This is a genomic window from Citrobacter sp. S55_ASV_140 (assembly GCF_018919505.1).
Taxonomy (GTDB): domain Bacteria; phylum Pseudomonadota; class Gammaproteobacteria; order Enterobacterales; family Enterobacteriaceae; genus Citrobacter; species Citrobacter werkmanii.
The window spans coordinates 35,751-53,630 of the sequence record NZ_JAHLQZ010000007.1 but is presented as its reverse complement, the minus strand read 5'-3'; the positions used below and the strand labels follow the sequence as shown (position 1 = coordinate 53,630).

Here is a 17,880-nt window from a genome sequence, read left to right as displayed (position 1 = left end):
TTGCGCCAGAGACGAAAAGCGGTATAATCCGGCGATTTTTTTTGTGGTTGCCACTCGTCTGAGGAAAGGAGAAGAGTATGAAGATCGTGGAAGTCAAACACCCACTCGTCAAACACAAGCTGGGACTGATGCGTGAAAACGATATCAGCACTAAACGCTTTCGTGAACTCGCCTCGGAAGTTGGCAGCCTGCTGACTTATGAAGCAACCGCTGATCTGGAAACCGAAAAGGTGACCATTGAGGGCTGGAACGGTCCGGTTGAAGTAGACCAAATCAAAGGTAAAAAAATCACCGTTGTGCCAATCCTGCGTGCCGGTCTGGGCATGATGGAAGGCGTACTGGAAAACGTTCCGAGCGCGCGTATCAGCGTTGTCGGTATGTACCGTAACGAAGAAACGCTGGAGCCGGTTCCGTATTTCCAGAAGCTGGTTTCTAACATCGATGAGCGTATGGCGCTGATCGTAGACCCGATGCTGGCGACCGGCGGTTCCGTTATCGCCACCATCGACCTGCTGAAAAATGCTGGCTGCACCAGCATTAAAGTGCTGGTGCTGGTTGCGGCGCCGGAAGGTATCGCGGCGCTGGAAAAAGCGCACCCGGATGTTGAGCTGTACACGGCCTCCATCGATCAGGGACTGAACGAGCACGGATACATTATTCCGGGGCTTGGCGATGCCGGCGATAAGATTTTTGGTACTAAGTAAACGAATAAGTGAAAAGAAGCCGACTTTAACAGTCGGCTTTTTTTTGAATACAACAACCTAATCGCTAATAACAAACAACACTCAGAGGAAAACACTATGACGCGCCGTGCTATCGGGGTAAGTGAAAGACCGCCGCTTTTACAGACAATCCCGCTTAGTTTGCAGCACCTGTTCGCCATGTTTGGCGCTACGGTACTGGTGCCAGTTCTGTTCCACATCAACCCGGCTACCGTTTTGCTGTTTAACGGCATTGGTACGTTGCTGTATCTCTTTATCTGTAAGGGTAAAATTCCCGCGTATCTCGGTTCCAGCTTTGCGTTTATTTCTCCGGTGCTGCTGCTGCTGCCGTTAGGTTATGAAGTGGCGCTGGGCGGTTTCATTATGTGCGGCGTCCTGTTCTGCCTGGTTTCTTTCATCGTTAAGAAAGCAGGCACCGGCTGGCTGGATGTGATGTTCCCTCCGGCGGCGATGGGCGCAATCGTTGCCGTCATCGGCCTGGAGCTGGCAGGTGTTGCTGCGGGCATGGCGGGATTACTGCCTGCTGAAGGGCAATTACCGGATTCGAAAACCATCATCATCTCGATGGTGACGCTGGCGGTGACGGTATTTGGCTCCGTACTGTTCCGCGGTTTTATGGCGATTATCCCGATTCTGATTGGGGTGCTGGCCGGTTATGCGCTCTCTTTCGTGATGGGCGTTGTGGACACCACGCCGATTGCCCAGGCGCACTGGTTTGCGCTGCCGACTCTCTACACGCCGCGTTTTGAATGGGTTGCCATTCTGACCATCTTGCCTGCTGCGCTGGTGGTTATCGCTGAACACGTCGGACACCTGGTAGTGACGGCAAATATCGTGAAAAAAGATTTGATTCGCGATCCTGGTTTGCATCGTTCTATGTTCGCCAACGGCCTGTCTACGGTCATCTCCGGTTTCTTCGGCTCTACGCCGAACACCACGTATGGCGAAAACATCGGCGTAATGGCGATTACCCGCGTTTACAGTACCTGGGTTATTGGCGGCGCCGCGATTTTTGCCATTCTGCTCTCCTGTGTAGGCAAGCTGGCGGCGGCGATCCAGATCATCCCGCTGCCGGTCATGGGCGGCGTATCGTTGTTACTGTATGGCGTGATTGGTGCTTCCGGTATTCGCGTACTGATCGAATCAAAAGTTGACTACAACAAAGCTCAGAACTTGATCCTGACCTCGGTCATTTTGATCATTGGCGTGAGTGGCGCGAAAGTTCACATTGGCGCCGCAGAGCTGAAAGGCATGGCGCTGGCGACTATCGTCGGTGTCTGCCTGAGCCTGATTTTTAAAGTCATCAGCCTGCTGCGTCCGGAAGAAGTGGTGCTCGACGCAAAAGATGCAGACAGCCCGCAACAGTAAGTCTCTGACCGGGCGGCATCGCTGCCCGGTTCTATCGCGACGCATTTCTGTGTTAAACTCAACGCGATTTTATGAAATCCTGGGTTGAGGTATCTCTGAACACACCGGCACAGCTCTCTTTGCCACTTTATCTTCCTGACGACGAAACGTTTGCAAGTTTCTGGCCGGGGGATAACTCCTCTTTACTGGCTGCACTGCAAAACGTGCTGCGTCAGGAACATAGCGGGTATATTTATCTCTGGTCGCGTGAAGGCGCTGGCCGTAGTCATTTGCTGCATGCAGCCTGTGCGGAACTGTCTTCGCGCGGCGATGCGGTAGGCTACGTGCCGCTCGATAAGCGCACCTGGTTTGTTCCCGAGGTGCTCGACGGTATGGAGCATTTATCACTGGTATGCATCGATAACATCGAATGTGTGGCCGGTGATTCGCTGTGGGAAATGGCGATCTTTGATCTCTACAACCGTATTCTGGAGTCGGGGAAAACGCGTCTGCTGATCACCGGCGATCGCCCGCCAAGGCAGCTCAATCTGGGGTTACCGGATCTCGCCTCGCGCCTGGACTGGGGACAGATCTACAAGCTGCAGCCGCTTTCCGATGAAGATAAGCTGCAGGCGCTGCAATTACGCGCCAGGCTTCGTGGGTTTGAACTGCCGGAAGATGTGGGACGTTTCCTGCTTAAACGTCTGGATCGGGAAATGCGTACGCTGTTTATGACGTTGGATCAGCTTGATCACGCATCGATCACCGCCCAGCGGAAGCTGACCATTCCGTTCGTAAAAGAGATTTTGAAACTGTAAACGCCGCAGCCGAAAAGAGTGCGGCGATTTCTGGTTAACCGACGATTTCCAGTACCTGCTCCGGCGGACGTCCGATCCGCGCCTGGCCTTTGGCAACCACAATGGGGCGCTCCATCAGTTTCGGGTTGTCTACCATGGCCTGAATCAGCGCATCTTCACTCAAATTCTTGTCCGCCAGGTTAAGCGACTTGTAGAGATCTTCTTTCTGGCGCATCAGTTCGCGCGCGCTGGACATGTCCAGCATCTGCAGCAGTTCACGCAAGGTTGCGGCGTCTGCTGGCGTTTCCAGATACAGTACTACTTCCGGGTCCACGCCGTTGGACTTCAGCAATTCCAGCGTTTCGCGGCTCTTGGAACAACGTGGGTTATGGTAGATTTTAATCGCGTCTGGCATGACTTCTCCTTGCATAACAATACTGCCGGATGGCGACGCTACAGCATCGCCATCCGGCAAGAGTTCGATAATTACATCTTCGTATACGGTTTAAAACGTTCTTGCAACTGGCGCAACTGGTCGATACGGGCATCGTATCTGGCCTGCTGCTGGCTTCCCAGTTTGACCTGCGAACTTGCGCTGCTGAGCATCGAAATCGCCTGGTCAAGACGCCCTGCAAGGGCATACCCTTCCGCACGGGCAGCCAGTTCCTGATCGCGGTTACCGAGAGCAGCCTCCGTTTGCGCTAACAAATCCCAGCCGTTAGGGTCATCCTTATAGTTAAACGTATAACGATTCAGGATATTGGCTGCTTCTTTGGCTTGTCCGCCCTGTAAATACGCATTTGCCAGGTTGAGCTGCAGTACCGGGTTGACTCGCAGGTCTCGAGCATTTTTAAGGCGATTAATCGCGTCGCCGGTTTTCTTCTGGCCGAGATCGATATCCGTTGCCAGGTCAAGATACCAGGCATTGTTTGGTTCGGCCGTCAGCAATGGTTGCAGCGCTTTACGCGCCTCGTCGTATTTACTGGCCTCCATTGCCTGCAACGCCCGACCATACTGCGCCGCACGTTGCTCGCGTACGTTGCCTTTCGACCAGCTACTCAGCAAGTCATCGGTCAACTGGTTGCGACCAGAGTTATACATGCCTAAGGTTCGCGCCTTGGCCAGATAAAAATCTTCTGAAGACTGGACGACGACCGGGCGCATCTGGTTGGCGCGGTTACGCGCATCTGCCAGACGGCTTTCTGGCAGGGGGTGGGTCAGCAAAATTTCCGGTGGACGCGAAGAGTAACGGGCCTGATCGAGCAGTTTTTCCAGGAACGTCGGCATGGCCTGGGGATCGAATCCCGAACGTTGCAGTACCTGAATACCGATGCGGTCCGCTTCCTGTTCGTTTTGCTGCGTAAAGCTGATCATTCCCTGGCGCGTACCCGCCAGCGTACCGGTCAGCGCCGCCATACCCGCCTGGGGACTGGCCATCGCCAATAAAATGGATCCTAACGCACCGACCCACGTTAGCGGGGCGCTGCGTTTCTGATCTTCCATCGCTCGCGCCAGGTGACGCTGCGTGACGTGGGAAATTTCGTGCGCCATAACCGATGCCAGTTGGCTTTCGTTATCGGAATAGCGGAACAGTGCGGAGTGCAAAACAACGTTGCCGCCAAAGAAGGCAAAGGCGTTAATTTCATCGTTGTTGATTAAAAAGAAGGTGAAGGGCGTTTTTACCGAGTCGGCGTGTGCAACTAAACGCATCCCCAGACTATTAATATATTGGGTCAGCAACGGATCGTTAATTAACGGCGCGCTGCCCCGCAGCTGGCGTACATAAAAATCGCCCATCTGCATTTCCTGTCCTATGGAAAGGGTACTCCCTGCCGAGGTTCCCATATCAGGCAGGGTGTCCGCGGGGTCGGCAAATGCGGGCGCAACCTGACCGATGGTCAGTGCGGCAATGAGGGTAGCAACCAGGTTTTTTTTCAACTGCCTGAACATAACCTCTGTCCTGTATTCTTTTTTGAGATAGCCATTTGACCAATGCCGTGAAGTATCGTTCACACTCCGCAAGCTTAGGGAGTGTAACTGTGAAACCTGACGATGAACACCCAGGAAAAATGTCTTTTCACTTTGCGTAATCAGCCATAAAAAGCGAAGTCTTTTTTGTGACATTTCGATACAATTCGGGATCGCAATCCCGCTATTGGGTTCATGGAAGGGTTTTATGCTCGAAATGTTGATGCAATGGTATCGCCGCCGCTTTAGCGACCCCGAGGCCATCGCCCTGCTAATTATTCTGGTTGCCGGTTTTGGCATCCTGTTCTTCTTTAGCGGTCTTTTGGCGCCGCTGTTGGTCGCCATTGTGCTGGCGTACCTGCTTGAGTGGCCGACTGTACGGCTGGAACATATCGGCTGTTCACGGCGCTGGGCGACATCAATTGTGCTGGTGGTGTTTGTCGGTATTTTGCTGCTGATGGCGTTTGTGGTGATGCCCGTCGCGTGGCAGCAGGGGATTTACCTGATCCGCGATATGCCCGGTATGCTCAATAAATTATCTGATTTTGCCGCCACTTTACCACGACGTTATCCGGCGCTGATGGATGCGGGCATTATTGATGCGATGGCGGAGAATATGCGCTCGCGGATGCTCACCATGGGCGATTCGGTGGTGAAATATTCGTTAGCCTCTCTGGTCGGATTGCTGACGCTGGCGGTCTATCTGGTGCTTGTCCCGTTGATGGTGTTCTTCCTGATCAAAGATAAGGGTCAGATGCTGAACGCCGTGCGTCGGGTACTGCCGCGTAATCGCGGACTGGCGGGACAGGTATGGAAAGAGATGAATCAGCAAATCACCAACTATATCCGCGGAAAGGTGCTGGAAATGGTGGTGGTCGGCGTGGCGACCTGGCTCGGCTTCCTGCTGTTTGGCCTCAACTATTCTCTGCTATTGGCGGTGCTGGTGGGGTTCTCGGTTTTGATCCCGTATATCGGCGCTTTTGTGGTGACGATTCCGGTCGTCGGAGTGGCGTTGTTCCAGTTCGGGCTTGGCACCGAGTTCTGGAGCTGCTTTGCCGTGTATCTGATAATCCAGGCGCTGGACGGTAATCTGCTGGTCCCGGTACTGTTCTCCGAGGCCGTTAACCTGCACCCGCTGGTGATTATTCTGTCGGTCGTTATTTTTGGCGGGCTGTGGGGATTCTGGGGCGTATTCTTTGCGATTCCTCTGGCGACGCTTATCAAAGCCGTCATGCATGCCTGGCCTGATGGTCAGGCCGTTGACGAACCTTAATCTGCAAACTCCGGCGATGCAATGTCGCCGGAGCTGAACTTGTCTGACCTCTATCCACACTTTCTGAATAATCTCCTCTGGTGTCGTTTTTCTCCGCGTTTGTCTTTAACTTGACCCGCGTGATGTCTTTTCGTCACGCAAGGAATAAGACCAACAGGAGAACAACATGGGTCACAACACACACACGCAGCAAAAGGTGGGATGGGGCGGTTATCTCGCTTTTTTTATTACAATTATTCTTTTTTCCGGCATGTTTGCGAAAAGTACCGAATGGTGGCGGGTATTTGACTTCACCGTCCTTAACGGTGCGTTTGGGAAGGTTAATGCGGCAGGCGATACGGCGATCTCTTTTCGCGGCACGGGTGGCATGGGCGCTAAAGATGGCTTTTTATTCGCACTGGAGCTGGCGCCTTCCGTCATTCTTTCTCTGGGGATTATCTCCGTCACCGAAGGGTTAGGTGGATTGCGCGCCGCACAACAGTTAATGACGCCAGTCCTGCGCCCGTTGCTCGGAATTCCAGGTGTTTGTTCGCTGGCGCTGATCGCGAATTTGCAAAATACCGATGCCGCAGCCGGGATGACGAAAGAAATGGCTGAAGAGGGCATTATCACTGAACAGGAACGTGCCGTTTTTGCCTGCTGGCAAACCAGCGGCAGCGCCTGTATTACCAACTATTTTTCCTCAGGGGCCGCGCTGTTTACGATGGTTACCGTTCCGGTGATTACGCCGCTGGCGGTGATCCTCGTGTTCAAATTTGTGGGGGCTAACCTGCTGCGCTTATGGATTGCGCAGTTGGAAAATCGCCGTACGCAGCAGGAGGCCTGAGATGACAACGCAGGTACGTAAAAACGTCATGGATATGTTTATCGATGGCGCACGGCGGGGGTTTACCATAGCAACAACCAGCCTGTTACCGAACGTGGTGATGGCGTTTGTGATTATCCAGGCGCTGAAAGTAACGGGGCTGCTCGAGATTGTCGGGCGGGTATGTGAGCCCGTGATGGCGTTATGGGGGCTGCCGGGCGAATCTGCCACCGTCCTGCTGGCGGCGGTCATGAGTATGGGAGGCGGCGTCGGTGTTTGCGCCAGCCTGGTTGTTGCCGGTACGCTTTCGGGACATGATGCCACGGTATTATTACCCGCTATCTACCTGATGGGTAATCCGGTGCAAAATGTGGGACGTTGTTTGGGGACTGCGGGGGTCCATCCTCGTTACTATCCGCTTATTATTGCGGTGTGCGTCATTAATGCACTGCTCTCTATTTGGGTCATGCAGGTTATTGCCTGACAAGGAAGGTTATGAACTGTTCAATTCTTAATTTGACATTGTTCCAGCAGGGACATGTGTACGCGCCGGAAGATTTAGGGCGACAGGATATACTGGTATCCGGCAGCAAAATTGTTGCCATCGCGCCGTCGATTTCCCCTGAAGACTTTCCCGGCTGCGAGTGCGTCAATCTGGACGGCGCGATTGTGTGCCCGGGGTTTATCGATCAGCACGTCCATTTGATTGGCGGTGGCGGTGAAGCGGGTCCGCACACCCGCACGCCGGAAGTGCGTTTGTCACGGCTGGTTGAAGCTGGCGTCACTTCGGTGGTGGGATTGCTGGGCACAGATGGTATTACCCGTCATCCGGAGTCGCTGCTGGCGAAAACCCGCGCGCTGGAGTTTGAAGGTATCAGTGCCTGGATGCTGACCGGTGCGTATTCTCTGCCTTCCCCGACTATCACCGGCAGCATCGATCGCGACGTAGCGCTGATCGATAAAGTGATTGGCGTGAAGTGTGCGATTTCGGACCATCGTTCTTCAGCACCAGATACTCAGGCACTGGCGAACATGGCGGCGCAGTCGCGCGTCGGTGGATTGTTAGGGCGCAAACCGGGGATCAGCGTTTTCCATATGGGCGACAGCCCGCGCATGCTGGAACCGTTGTATCAGATCCTTGAAAACTGCGACGTGCCGATAACTAAACTGTTGCCGACTCACGTTAACCGTGCGGAACCCTTGTTCCAGGCGGCACTGGAGTATGCCCGCAAAGGCGGTTTTATCGATATTACCAGCAGCATTGATGAGCCTGTTGATCCGGCCACGGCTATTGCCACGGCGCTGCGCCAAAATGTGCCGCTGTCGCGCATTACCCTGAGCTCGGACGGCAACGGCAGCCAACCGGAATTTGATGAGTCAGGTAATCTCACCGGGATTGGCGTCGCGGGGTTTGAATCACTGGCGGAAACGGTGCGCCAGTTGGTGAAGGTTCATGCTATACCGCTGGAACAGGCGCTGTGTCCGCTGACGCGTACGGTGGCAGAATTTTTAGGGCTGGAGCATAAAGGGCGTCTGGCTGTGGGATGCGATGCGGATATTCTGGTGCTGAACGACGCGCTGGAGGTGAATCACCTGTGGGCGAAGGGAAAAGTGGTAGTCAGAGAGAAAAAAGCCTGCGTCAAAGGGACGTTTGAATAACCGAGGTTGATGCCGGATGGCGGCGTAAACGCCTTATCCGGCCTATAAAGTGTGCAAATTGTAGGCCTGATAAGCAAAGCGCCATCAGGCTTTTTTCAGAAAAACGTGAATCAGGCGTTCTCTTTCAGCCAGTTCATTACCACGTCGTGGTGATTGCTGGTTTTGAAGTTATCAAACACATGCTCAATTTTCCCTTCAGCATCAATCAGGAAGCTGATGCGGTGGATGCCATCGTAGGTTTTGCCCATAAATGACTTCTCACCCCAGACGCCGAACTGCTCGCAAACCTGATGATCTTCGTCGGACAAGAGCGTGAAGTTAAGAACTTCTTTCTCCGCGAATCGGGAAAGTTTTTCCGGTTTATCGGTGCTGATTCCCAGCACTTCAACACCTGCTTTTTTTAACTCATCCATGTTATCGCGTAGGCCGCAGGCCTGTACGGTACAGCCGGGTGTCATGGCTTTCGGGTAAAAATAAACCAGAACACGCTGTCCCTGGAAGTCGGTTAAATTTACTTGTTCTCCGTCTTGATCCGGCAAGCTAAATTTCGGTGCGATATCACCGGCTTTCAGTGGGTTCATTACTTAACTCCATCCTGTTCATCATGCTGTGAGTAATTGACGACGTTAATACTGCCTTGCGCATTGAGTTCTGTACAGAGTGCTTTAAACGCATCTTCAATATTTGCCGCGTCATGTGACGCAGGACTATGTGCGGTAATTTGAATAAACAGCTGCGCCGTCTTTCCATTCTCAGCCGGTTGCGTGCGTGAAACCAGTTCCGCAATATTCATTTGGTGGCTATCAAACAGGGCGGTAAAGCGTTCAATCAAATGTGGAGAATCGGGGACATCGACCTGCACCCATACCGTGGCGGGCATTGCTGGGCGGGGACGCGCAGTCGTGCGCTTCATGACAATCAATAAATCCAGCTCAGCGCCTTTCAACGGCAAGGTTGATTCAATCAGGGTGATGGCATTCCAGGTGCCTGACAGCAGCATGATAAATGTGAATTCGTCACCCAGCATCGCCAGTCGGCTGTCTTCGATATTACAGCCGCAACTGCTGACATGACGCGTGATGGTGTTCACAATTCCTGGGCGGTCGGCACCCAGCGCAGTAATGACCAGATAGTGTTGCGATGACGATGTCAAACCTGTTCTTCCTTTGAGCGGTGAGGTAATCATAAGGAAAGCATAAAAAAAACATGCATACAACAATCAGAACGGCTCTGGTCGCTTGCTTTTATTGTCGTACCAAACGTACCATTGAGACACTTGTTTGCACAGAGGATGGCCCATGTTCACGGGAAGTATTGTCGCGCTTGTTACGCCGATGGATGAGAAAGGTAAAGTCTGCCGGTCGAGCCTGAAAAAACTGATTGATTATCATGTCGCCAGCGGCACCTCGGCGATCGTTTCGGTTGGCACCACCGGTGAGTCTGCCACCCTGAGTCATGATGAACATGGCGATGTGGTGATGATGACGCTGGAGCTGGCCGACGGGCGTATTCCGGTTATTGCCGGAACGGGCGCCAATGCGACCGCAGAAGCCATTAGTCTGACGCAGCGTTTCAACGATAGCGGTGTTGTCGGCTGTCTGACGGTGACGCCGTATTACAACCGCCCAACCCAGGAAGGTTTGTTCCAGCATTTCAAAGCCATCGCTGAACATACTGACCTGCCGCAAATTCTGTATAATGTGCCGTCCCGTACTGGCTGCGATATGCTGCCAGAAACCGTTGGCCGTCTGGCGAAAGTAAAAAATATTATCGCTATTAAAGAGGCCACGGGGAACTTAAGTCGCGTTCACCAGATCAAAGAGCTGGTTTCAGACGACTTCATTCTGCTCAGCGGTGATGACGCGACCGGACTGGATTTTATGCAGCTCGGTGGTCATGGCGTGATTTCCGTAACGTCTAACGTTGCGGCGCGTGACATGGCTGAAATGTGCAAACTGGCGGCTGCAGGGCATTTTGCCGAGGCGCGGGTAATTAACCAGCGTCTGATGCCGTTACACAACAAACTTTTTGTCGAACCCAATCCTATCCCAGTGAAATGGGCATGTAAGGAGTTGGGACTTGTGGCGACCGATACGCTGCGTCTGCCGATGACGCCAATCACGGACAATGCTCGTGAAATCGTCAAGGCGGCGCTTAAGCATGCCGGTTTGCTGTAAAGTTTAGGGAGATTTGATGGCTTACTCAGTACAAAAGTCGCGCCTGGCCAAGGTTGCGGGTGTTTCGCTTGTTATGTTGCTCGCGGCCTGTAGTTCTGACTCGCGCTATAAGCGCCAGGTGAGCGGTGATGAATCCTATCTGGAGGCCGCACCGCTTGCTGAGCTTCATGCGCCAGCTGGGATGATTCTGCCGGTTATGTCAGGTGATTATAATATCCCGGTAACCAACGGTAGCGGTGCCGTGGGTAAAGCGCTGGATATTCGCCCACCGGCCCAGCCGTTAGCGTTAGTCACTGGCGCTCGTACCCAGATCGCAGGTGATACGTCGACATTACTGGTGGAAAATGGTCGTGGCAACACGCTGTGGCCACAGGTCGTTAGCGTCATTCAGTCTAAAAACTACACGATCGCTAAGCGTGATGATGCCAGCCAGACGTTGACCACCGACTGGGTTGACTGGAACCGTCTGGATGAAGACGAGCAGTACCGTGGACGTTATCAAATCTCGGTTAAACCGCAGGGCTATCAGCAAGCGGTAACGGTGAAACTGACTAACCTCGAGCAGGCGGGTAAACCTGTAGCCGATGCGGCATCTATGCAGCGTTACAGCGCTGAGATGATGAACGTCATCTCAGCTGGTCTGGATAAGAACGCCACAGATGCTGCGAATGCCGCGCAGAACCGCTCTGCAGCAACCATGGATGTTCAGAGCGCCGCCGACGACACTGGTTTACCAATGCTGGTGGTGCGTGGACCGTTCAACGTGGTGTGGCAGCGTCTGCCGGCAGCGCTTGAGAAAGTGGGCATGAAAGTGACCGACAGCACCCGTTCTCAGGGCAGCATCGCCGTGACCTACAAACCACTGTCTGATAGCAGCTGGCAGGAACTGGGCGCAAGCGATCCAGGTTTAGTGTCTGGCGACTATAAACTGCAGGTCGGTGATTTAGATAACCGCAGTAGTATGCAGTTTATCGATCCGAAGGGGCATACCCTGACGCAAAGCCAGAACGACGCGCTGGTCGCCGTCTTCCAGGCAGCGTTCAGTAAGTAAAAATGAAGGGCTGGATAACTCCAGCCCTTTTTTTCTGATATGATACGCAAACGTGTGCGTCGGCAGAAAAACGCAATATTTATCGTTAATTCACACCCAGGAGTAATAAAGATGCAAAAGCAAGCTGAGTTGTATCGTGGTAAAGCGAAGACCGTATACAGCACGGAAAACCCGGACCTGTTGGTGCTCGAATTCCGCAATGATACGTCAGCAGGGGATGGCGCGCGCATTGAACAGTTTGACCGTAAAGGCATGGTGAATAATAAGTTCAACCATTTCATTATGACTAAACTGCAAGAAGCGGGCATTCCTACCCAGATGGAGCGACTGCTTTCCGATACCGAATGTCTGGTGAAAAAACTGGAGATGGTACCGGTTGAATGTGTGGTGCGTAACCGCGCGGCGGGCTCACTGGTTAAGCGTTTAGGCGTTGAGGAAGGTATTGAACTGAATCCGCCGCTGTTTGATCTGTTCCTGAAAAACGATGCTATGCACGATCCAATGATTAACGATTCCTATTGCGAAACTTTTGGTTGGGTGAGCAAAGAGAATCTGGCGCGTATGAAAGAGCTGACCTACAAAGCGAACGACGTGCTGAAAAAGATGTTCGATGATGCGGGCCTGATTCTGGTCGATTTCAAACTTGAGTTTGGCTTGTATAAAGGTGAAGTGGTGCTGGGTGATGAATTCTCACCGGACGGTAGCCGTCTGTGGGACAAAGAAACGCTGGATAAAATGGACAAAGATCGCTTCCGCCAGAGCCTGGGCGGTCTGATCGAAGCCTATGAAGCCGTCGCGCATCGCCTGGGTGTCAAGTTAGACTAATTCCCCTTTGAGCCGGCGATCGCTCACCGGCTCATCAATCTCGCCGATTTTGATTACTGTTTCTTATGGTAATCCTGTTCCGAACCGCCTACGATCATCATCATAATGAATAAAAAGTTGAGGTGATTATGCGTTGGCAAGGGCGTCGTGAAAGTGACAATGTAGAAGACAGACGAAACAGCTCTGGCGGCCCTTCTATGGGCGGGCCTGGTTTTCGTTTGCCCAGTGGTAAAGGCGGCATCATCCTGCTGATAGTGGTGCTGGTCGCAGGTTATTATGGCGTGGATCTCACCGGATTAATGACCGGTCAACCCGTTTCCCAACAGCAATCATCACACTCCATCAGCCCAAATGATGATGAAGCGGCAAAATTTACCTCGGTGATTCTGGCCACCACGGAGGATACCTGGGGACAGCAGTTTGAAAAAATGGGCCGGACCTATCAACAGCCGAAGCTGGTGATGTATCGGGGCGCTACGCGTACCGGATGCGGCGCAGGCCAGTCCGTGATGGGCCCGTTTTACTGCCCGGCGGATGGCACCGTGTACATCGACCTCTCCTTCTACGACGATATGAAAAACAAGCTGGGCGCCGATGGTGATTTTGCTCAGGGCTATGTTATCGCCCATGAAGTGGGCCACCACGTGCAGAAACTGCTGGGTATTGAACCGAAAGTTCGTCAGATGCAACAGAATGCCTCACAGGCTGAAGTGAACCGTCTTTCCGTGCGTATGGAACTGCAGGCGGATTGCTTTGCCGGCGTCTGGGGCCATAGTATGCAGCAGCAGGGCGTGCTGGAGTCCGGCGATCTGGAAGAGGCGCTGAACGCCGCGCAAGCTATTGGTGACGATCGCTTGCAGCAGCAAGGACAAGGCCGCGTTGTACCGGACAGCTTTACCCACGGAACCTCTGAACAGCGCTTTACCTGGTTCAAACGTGGCTTTGACAGCGGCGATCCGGGGCAGTGCAATACTTTTGGAAAAGGCATTTAAGAGACAGAGGCAGGGATGTCTGATAACACGACGCTGAGGGCGTTAACTGAACAGATGACCCGCGAAGGCATCCGCCGTCTGTTGGTTATCAGCGGCGAGAATAGCTGGCGTCAGGCGCAAGCGTTAGCGCTACGCAACGCGTTACCCGGTGACTGGCTATGGGTAGGGGCGCAAGCCCCTGCTGAACCGAACTGTACGCCGCAGGCGCTGCAAACGTTACTAGGGCGCGAATTCCATCATGCGGTTTTTGACGCCGGGCGGGGATTTGACGCTGCGGCGTTTGCCGCCTTAAGCGGCACGCTGATCGCCGGCAGCTGGCTGGTGTTGCTGACTCCCCCCTGGCATAGCTGGCACACGCATCCTGACGCGGATTCACTGCGCTGGAGTGACTGCGCTGACCCGATTCCAACGCCGCATTTTGTTGAACACGTCAAACGGGTCATTTCCCGTGATGGACAGGCTTTGCACTGGCAGCAGCATCAGCCTGCTACATATCCCCATTTTGCTGCTCGCGCCGACTGGCACGCGGCAACCGGTGAACCTCAGCCTGAACAGGCGCTGATTTTAGCGCAGTTACTGACTATGCCTTCTGGCGTGGTTGTCGTGACGGCGGCGCGTGGTCGGGGAAAATCTGCGCTGGCGGGGCAACTGATTGCACGTATCAACGGGACTGCTATTGTTACCGCGCCAGCCAAAGCGGCAACCGATGTGCTGGCGCAATTTGCCGCAGAACGTTACCGCTTTATGGCCCCGGACGCGTTGTTAAGCAGTTCTGCAACCGCAGACTGGCTTATCGTTGATGAAGCCGCCGCAATCCCCGCGCCGCTACTGCATCAGTTAGTCGCGCGTTTTCCCCGCACGCTATTAACCACCACCGTTCAGGGCTATGAGGGAACCGGCAGAGGCTTCTTGTTGAAATTCTGCGCCCGCTTTCCCCATCTTCGACGTTTTGAGTTACAACAGCCCGTACGCTGGGCGCTGGGATGTCCGCTGGAGAAAATCGTCAGCGATGCGCTGCTGTTTGACGACGAAACGTTTACGCATGCCCCGTCGGGCGATCTCCATTTCAGTGCATTTGGACAACAGTCCTGGCATGACAACCCGGCGCTGCCGGTTGCGGTATATCAACTGCTTTCCGGGGCGCACTATCGCACTTCGCCACTGGATCTGCGGCGAATGATGGACGCGCCTGGCCAGCATTTCCTTCAGGCATCGTGTGCAGACTCGGTGGCGGGCGCCGTCTGGTTGGTGGATGAAGGGGGACTGTCTGCAGAATTAAGCCAGGCCGTTTGGGCAGGATATCGCCGACCACGAGGAAATCTGGTTGCACAGTCACTGGCGGCGCACGGCGGTGATCCGTTGGCGGCAACGCTCATTGGACGGCGGGTAAGCCGAATTGCGGTTCATCCTGCTCGCCAGCGAGAAGGTATCGGGCAGCAGTTGATAATGCAGGCCCGGCGTTACTCCACGCAGTGTGACTATCTGTCCGTCAGTTTTGGGTATACGGTCGAACTCTGGCGTTTCTGGCAGCGCTGTGGTTTTGTTCTGGTGCGAATGGGCAATCACCGCGAAGCCAGCAGCGGGTGCTATACCGCCATGGCGTTACTGCCTATTAGCGAAGCGGGAAAACGCCTCGCCGGGCGCGAACACCTGCGTCTGCGTCGCGATGCGGAGATCCTTACGCAGTGGAACGGTGAGGGCATTCCGCTGGACCCGTTGAAAGAGTCTACGCTTAATGAAGATGACTGGAATGATCTGGCGGGATTTGCCTTCGCCCATCGGCCATTACTGACGTCGCTTGGCTGTCTGACTCGTCTGCTTCAGCACAGCGAGTTACCTCTCCCGGCCTTGCGGGGGCGCTTACAGGCTAAACGCAGCGATGTCGAATTGTGCCAGCAGTTGAAGATCCCCGGGCGTAAAGCACTGCTGGTCGTTCAACGGGCCGAGGCGGCGCAGGCGCTGAAACAGTTGGATGCTGAACGTATACAGCGGCTACAAAATCGCATTATGCAATGGCAAAATTTTCACTAACTTCTTCAATTTACTGACATGGTCATTGCGGTTAAGCGGCGTAGAATGATTCTCATCAGTTAAGGAGATCGCCATGAAACATGACCATTTTGTTGTTCAAAGTCCTGATAAACCCGCTCAACAGCTACTGCTGCTGTTTCATGGCGTCGGCGATAACCCGGTTGCCATGGGCGAAATCGGCTCCTGGTTTGCACCGCTGTTTCCGGATGCGCTCATCGTCAGCATTGGCGGGGCTGAGCCTTATGGTTCTCCTTCCGGACGTCAGTGGTTTTCGGTTCAGGGCGTAACGGAGGAGAACCGGCAGGCGCGTGTTGACGCCATTATGCCGGTCTTTATTGAAACCGTGCGCTACTGGCAAAAACACAGCGGCGTTTCACCTCAGGCTACCGCGCTGATTGGTTTTTCTCAGGGGGCGATTATGTCGCTTGAGAGTATTAAAGCCGAGCCGGGGCTGGCATCGCGGGTCATCGCCTTCAATGGTCGCTACGCCACCTTACCAGAGGTTGCAACCACGGCTACGACGGTACATTTGATTCACGGCGGTGAAGACCGGGTGATTGAGTTATCTCACGCCGTTGCTGCGCAGGAAGCGTTAATTCGCGCCGGTGGAGATGTGACGCTGGATATCGTCGAAAATCTGGGGCACGCCATTGATGAACACAGCATGCAGTTTGCGCTCGATCATCTGCGTTTTACCGTACCGAAACACTACTTTGATGAAGCGCTGAGCGGTGGTAAGCCTCACGATGATGATGTGATTGAGATGATCTGATTGATCACTGTAGGCCGGATAAAACGCGAAGCGTTGCCATCCGGCACTTAATACCCGGTAGCGCTAATGCTTACCGGGCCTACGGAACTTATCGGCCTGGAAATTATTTCTTCGGTTGATCCTTGTTTGGCCAATCGTCGTCGTCGTCCCACTTATCGTTAAAGTCACGATGCGGGGGAAGCTCCGGCTTATTGGCGAGATATTTCTTAGGGTCGACACGCTTGAGATCTTTAATCACGTTCAGCAATACGCCTACCAGAAACACCAACACTAAAATCCACCAGTATTTTGCCAGCCAGTCCATGCTCATTTCCTCTTACAGGAACACTCATCAGGCGACGAGTTGCTCCATGATACGTTGATACATACGGGCCAGCAGTTGCAGGTCGGCGGCATTAACGCATTCATTAATTTTATGAATGGTCGCATTGACCGGCCCAAGCTCTACTACCTGTGCCCCCATGCGGGCAATAAAACGCCCGTCGGATGTCCCGCCTGTAGTCAGTAACTGCGGTTTAATTTCATTATAGTGCTCAATGGCGTTCACTACTGCATCCACCAGTTTACCGCGTGCGGTCAGGAACGGCTGACCGGAGAGCCACCAGTCGACGGTATAACGCAGTTGGTGTTTATCCAGCAGTTCCAGCACCCTGGCTTTAATCATTTCATCGGTTAATTCGGTGCTGAAACGGAAGTTGAACTGAATAAAGAACTCACCCGGGATAACATTGTTGCTGCCGGTTCCTGCCTGAATATTGGCAATCTGCATGCTGGTCGCCGGGAAGAACTCGTTACCCTGATCCCACTCGATCGCCACCAGTTCATTGAGCATAGGTGCTGCGCGGTGTACCGGGTTATCAGCCAGATGCGGGTAGGCTACGTGCCCCTGCACGCCGTGAATGGTCAGGTTGCAGGTCAGTGAACCACGACGACCATTTTTCACCACGTCGCCAACGATTTCCGTGCTGGACGGCTCGCCAACCAGACAATAATCGAGGCGTTCGTTCCGCGCCATGAGCGCTTCAACCACCTTCACGGTGCCATTTTTGGCGCTGGCCTCTTCGTCAGAGGTTATCAGGAATGCCAGGCGGCCCTGATGATTAGGATGTTGGGCGACAAAGCGTTCTGCGGCCACGACCATCGCCGCCAGTGAACCTTTCATATCGGCAGCGCCACGCCCAAACAACATGCCATCGCGAATGGTCGGTTCAAACGGCGGATTAATCCAGCGATCGATATCGCCGGCAGGCACTACGTCAGTGTGACCGGCAAATGCCAGGGTCTCACCTTTACCGCGCCATGCCCAAAAATTCTGCGTGTCACCAAAATCCATTCGCTCAACGGTAAAACCTACCGCGCGCAGGCGTTCAATCATTAACGCCTGGCACCCGGCATCATCCGGGCTCAGAGAAGGACGGCGAATAAGCTGCTGAGTCAGCTCAATAACCGGGCACGACATAG

At 53.8% G+C, this 17,880-nt stretch carries 19 protein-coding genes; 13 read left to right on the top strand and 6 right to left on the bottom strand.

The annotated features are described in order from the left end of the window. Window positions 1–77: 77 nt before the first annotated feature. The 3 genes from upp (at window position 78) to KQJ18_RS02690 (ending at window position 2,887) form a co-directional block, all read left to right on the top strand. Window positions 78–704 carry a uracil phosphoribosyltransferase gene (gene upp, locus KQJ18_RS02700; RefSeq protein ID WP_038642580.1) on the top strand — a complete coding sequence of 209 codons (627 nt, stop codon included), beginning with the start codon at window positions 78–80 and terminating at the stop codon, window positions 702–704. Window positions 705–800: 96 nt separating this feature from the next. Beyond that, window positions 801–2,090 carry a uracil permease gene (uraA, locus tag KQJ18_RS02695; RefSeq protein WP_038642578.1) on the top strand — a complete coding sequence of 430 codons (1,290 nt, stop codon included), beginning with the start codon at window positions 801–803 and terminating at the stop codon, window positions 2,088–2,090. A 95-nt stretch (window positions 2,091–2,185) separates the two neighbouring features. After that, window positions 2,186–2,887, top strand: coding sequence for a DnaA inactivator Hda (locus tag KQJ18_RS02690; RefSeq protein ID WP_216421371.1), 702 nt, complete (start codon window positions 2,186–2,188; stop codon window positions 2,885–2,887). A 34-nt stretch (window positions 2,888–2,921) separates the two neighbouring features. Here KQJ18_RS02690 and arsC read toward each other — a convergent pair whose 3' ends face one another. Then, window positions 2,922–3,281 carry an arsenate reductase (glutaredoxin) gene (arsC, locus tag KQJ18_RS02685; protein ID WP_216421366.1) on the bottom strand — a complete coding sequence of 120 codons (360 nt, stop codon included), beginning with the start codon at window positions 3,279–3,281 and terminating at the stop codon, window positions 2,922–2,924. Between the two features lie 71 nt (window positions 3,282–3,352). Next, entirely contained in the window at window positions 3,353–4,816 is a 1,464-nt protein-coding gene (gene bepA, locus KQJ18_RS02680; RefSeq protein WP_216421361.1) for a beta-barrel assembly-enhancing protease, read from the bottom strand. A gap of 226 nt (window positions 4,817–5,042) precedes the next feature. Between bepA and KQJ18_RS02675 the strand changes: the two genes are divergently transcribed. The 4 genes from KQJ18_RS02675 (at window position 5,043) to iadA (ending at window position 8,571) form a co-directional block, all read left to right on the top strand. Then, the gene (locus tag KQJ18_RS02675) at window positions 5,043–6,107 is read left to right on the top strand and encodes an AI-2E family transporter (protein ID WP_006683504.1); all 1,065 of its coding nucleotides are present in this window, start codon (window positions 5,043–5,045) and stop codon (window positions 6,105–6,107) included. A 166-nt stretch (window positions 6,108–6,273) separates the two neighbouring features. Continuing rightward, the gene (locus KQJ18_RS02670; RefSeq protein ID WP_085049255.1) at window positions 6,274–6,933 is read left to right on the top strand and encodes a nucleoside recognition domain-containing protein; all 660 of its coding nucleotides are present in this window, start codon (window positions 6,274–6,276) and stop codon (window positions 6,931–6,933) included. Window position 6,934: 1 nt separating this feature from the next. Further along, window positions 6,935–7,396: a YjiG family protein gene (locus KQJ18_RS02665; RefSeq protein ID WP_003037948.1), complete on the top strand. Its 462-nt coding sequence runs from the start codon at window positions 6,935–6,937 to the stop codon at window positions 7,394–7,396. Window positions 7,397–7,407: 11 nt separating this feature from the next. Next, complete coding sequence (iadA, locus tag KQJ18_RS02660) at window positions 7,408–8,571, top strand: beta-aspartyl-peptidase (protein ID WP_085049254.1); 1,164 nt, start codon at window positions 7,408–7,410, stop codon at window positions 8,569–8,571. A gap of 110 nt (window positions 8,572–8,681) precedes the next feature. Here iadA and bcp read toward each other — a convergent pair whose 3' ends face one another. After that, window positions 8,682–9,152, bottom strand: coding sequence for a thioredoxin-dependent thiol peroxidase (gene bcp / locus KQJ18_RS02655; protein WP_038642568.1), 471 nt, complete (start codon window positions 9,150–9,152; stop codon window positions 8,682–8,684). Next, window positions 9,152–9,724 carry a glycine cleavage system transcriptional repressor gene (locus KQJ18_RS02650; RefSeq protein WP_038642566.1) on the bottom strand — a complete coding sequence of 191 codons (573 nt, stop codon included), beginning with the start codon at window positions 9,722–9,724 and terminating at the stop codon, window positions 9,152–9,154. Before KQJ18_RS02650 ends, bcp begins: the two co-directional genes overlap by 1 nt. Before the next feature lie 145 nt (window positions 9,725–9,869). Between KQJ18_RS02650 and dapA the strand changes: the two genes are divergently transcribed. The 6 genes from dapA to ypfH all read left to right on the top strand — a co-directional run bounded on the left by dapA (window position 9,870) and on the right by ypfH (window position 16,419). Beyond that, window positions 9,870–10,748 carry a 4-hydroxy-tetrahydrodipicolinate synthase gene (gene dapA, locus KQJ18_RS02645; protein WP_006683510.1) on the top strand — a complete coding sequence of 293 codons (879 nt, stop codon included), beginning with the start codon at window positions 9,870–9,872 and terminating at the stop codon, window positions 10,746–10,748. Between the two features lie 16 nt (window positions 10,749–10,764). Continuing rightward, window positions 10,765–11,799 carry an outer membrane protein assembly factor BamC gene (bamC, locus tag KQJ18_RS02640; RefSeq protein WP_038642564.1) on the top strand — a complete coding sequence of 345 codons (1,035 nt, stop codon included), beginning with the start codon at window positions 10,765–10,767 and terminating at the stop codon, window positions 11,797–11,799. Window positions 11,800–11,910: 111 nt separating this feature from the next. Continuing rightward, complete coding sequence (gene purC, locus KQJ18_RS02635; protein WP_003835086.1) at window positions 11,911–12,624, top strand: phosphoribosylaminoimidazolesuccinocarboxamide synthase; 714 nt, start codon at window positions 11,911–11,913, stop codon at window positions 12,622–12,624. A 128-nt stretch (window positions 12,625–12,752) separates the two neighbouring features. Continuing rightward, entirely contained in the window at window positions 12,753–13,616 is an 864-nt protein-coding gene (locus KQJ18_RS02630; protein ID WP_085049253.1) for a neutral zinc metallopeptidase, read from the top strand. 15 nt (window positions 13,617–13,631) lie between these two features. After that, window positions 13,632–15,647, top strand: coding sequence for a GNAT family N-acetyltransferase (locus tag KQJ18_RS02625; RefSeq protein WP_137347057.1), 2,016 nt, complete (start codon window positions 13,632–13,634; stop codon window positions 15,645–15,647). A 73-nt stretch (window positions 15,648–15,720) separates the two neighbouring features. After that, window positions 15,721–16,419 (top strand): esterase, encoded by a 699-nt coding sequence (gene ypfH, locus KQJ18_RS02620; RefSeq protein ID WP_069324473.1) that lies wholly within the window; start codon window positions 15,721–15,723, stop codon window positions 16,417–16,419. Between the two features lie 103 nt (window positions 16,420–16,522). On the opposite strand, the gene KQJ18_RS02615 is transcribed toward ypfH, so the two are convergent. Beyond that, the gene (locus KQJ18_RS02615) at window positions 16,523–16,723 is read right to left on the bottom strand and encodes a membrane protein (RefSeq protein ID WP_003037974.1); all 201 of its coding nucleotides are present in this window, start codon (window positions 16,721–16,723) and stop codon (window positions 16,523–16,525) included. A gap of 27 nt (window positions 16,724–16,750) precedes the next feature. Continuing rightward, the gene (gene dapE, locus KQJ18_RS02610; RefSeq protein ID WP_216421359.1) at window positions 16,751–17,878 is read right to left on the bottom strand and encodes a succinyl-diaminopimelate desuccinylase; all 1,128 of its coding nucleotides are present in this window, start codon (window positions 17,876–17,878) and stop codon (window positions 16,751–16,753) included. Between the last annotated feature and the right edge of the window lie 2 nt (window positions 17,879–17,880).

Excerpts from the sequence above, each read along its gene's own strand:
- KQJ18_RS02675 (WP_006683504.1), top strand. The coding sequence starts at position 5,043 with ATGCTCGAAATGTTGATGCAATGGTATCGCCGCCGCTTTAGCGACCCC.
- bcp (WP_038642568.1), bottom strand. The coding sequence starts at position 9,152 with ATGAACCCACTGAAAGCCGGTGATATCGCACCGAAATTTAGCTTGCCG.
- iadA (WP_085049254.1), top strand. The coding sequence starts at position 7,408 with ATGAACTGTTCAATTCTTAATTTGACATTGTTCCAGCAGGGACATGTG.
- bepA (WP_216421361.1), bottom strand. The coding sequence starts at position 4,816 with ATGTTCAGGCAGTTGAAAAAAAACCTGGTTGCTACCCTCATTGCCGCA.
- arsC (WP_216421366.1), bottom strand. The coding sequence starts at position 3,281 with ATGCCAGACGCGATTAAAATCTACCATAACCCACGTTGTTCCAAGAGC.
- dapE (WP_216421359.1), bottom strand. The coding sequence starts at position 17,878 with ATGTCGTGCCCGGTTATTGAGCTGACTCAGCAGCTTATTCGCCGTCCT.
- KQJ18_RS02630 (WP_085049253.1), top strand. The coding sequence starts at position 12,753 with ATGCGTTGGCAAGGGCGTCGTGAAAGTGACAATGTAGAAGACAGACGA.
- ypfH (WP_069324473.1), top strand. The coding sequence starts at position 15,721 with ATGAAACATGACCATTTTGTTGTTCAAAGTCCTGATAAACCCGCTCAA.
- KQJ18_RS02615 (WP_003037974.1), bottom strand. The coding sequence starts at position 16,723 with ATGGACTGGCTGGCAAAATACTGGTGGATTTTAGTGTTGGTGTTTCTG.
- dapA (WP_006683510.1), top strand. The coding sequence starts at position 9,870 with ATGTTCACGGGAAGTATTGTCGCGCTTGTTACGCCGATGGATGAGAAA.
- bamC (WP_038642564.1), top strand. The coding sequence starts at position 10,765 with ATGGCTTACTCAGTACAAAAGTCGCGCCTGGCCAAGGTTGCGGGTGTT.
- purC (WP_003835086.1), top strand. The coding sequence starts at position 11,911 with ATGCAAAAGCAAGCTGAGTTGTATCGTGGTAAAGCGAAGACCGTATAC.
- KQJ18_RS02670 (WP_085049255.1), top strand. The coding sequence starts at position 6,274 with ATGGGTCACAACACACACACGCAGCAAAAGGTGGGATGGGGCGGTTAT.
- KQJ18_RS02625 (WP_137347057.1), top strand. The coding sequence starts at position 13,632 with ATGTCTGATAACACGACGCTGAGGGCGTTAACTGAACAGATGACCCGC.
- upp (WP_038642580.1), top strand. The coding sequence starts at position 78 with ATGAAGATCGTGGAAGTCAAACACCCACTCGTCAAACACAAGCTGGGA.
- KQJ18_RS02665 (WP_003037948.1), top strand. The coding sequence starts at position 6,935 with ATGACAACGCAGGTACGTAAAAACGTCATGGATATGTTTATCGATGGC.
- uraA (WP_038642578.1), top strand. The coding sequence starts at position 801 with ATGACGCGCCGTGCTATCGGGGTAAGTGAAAGACCGCCGCTTTTACAG.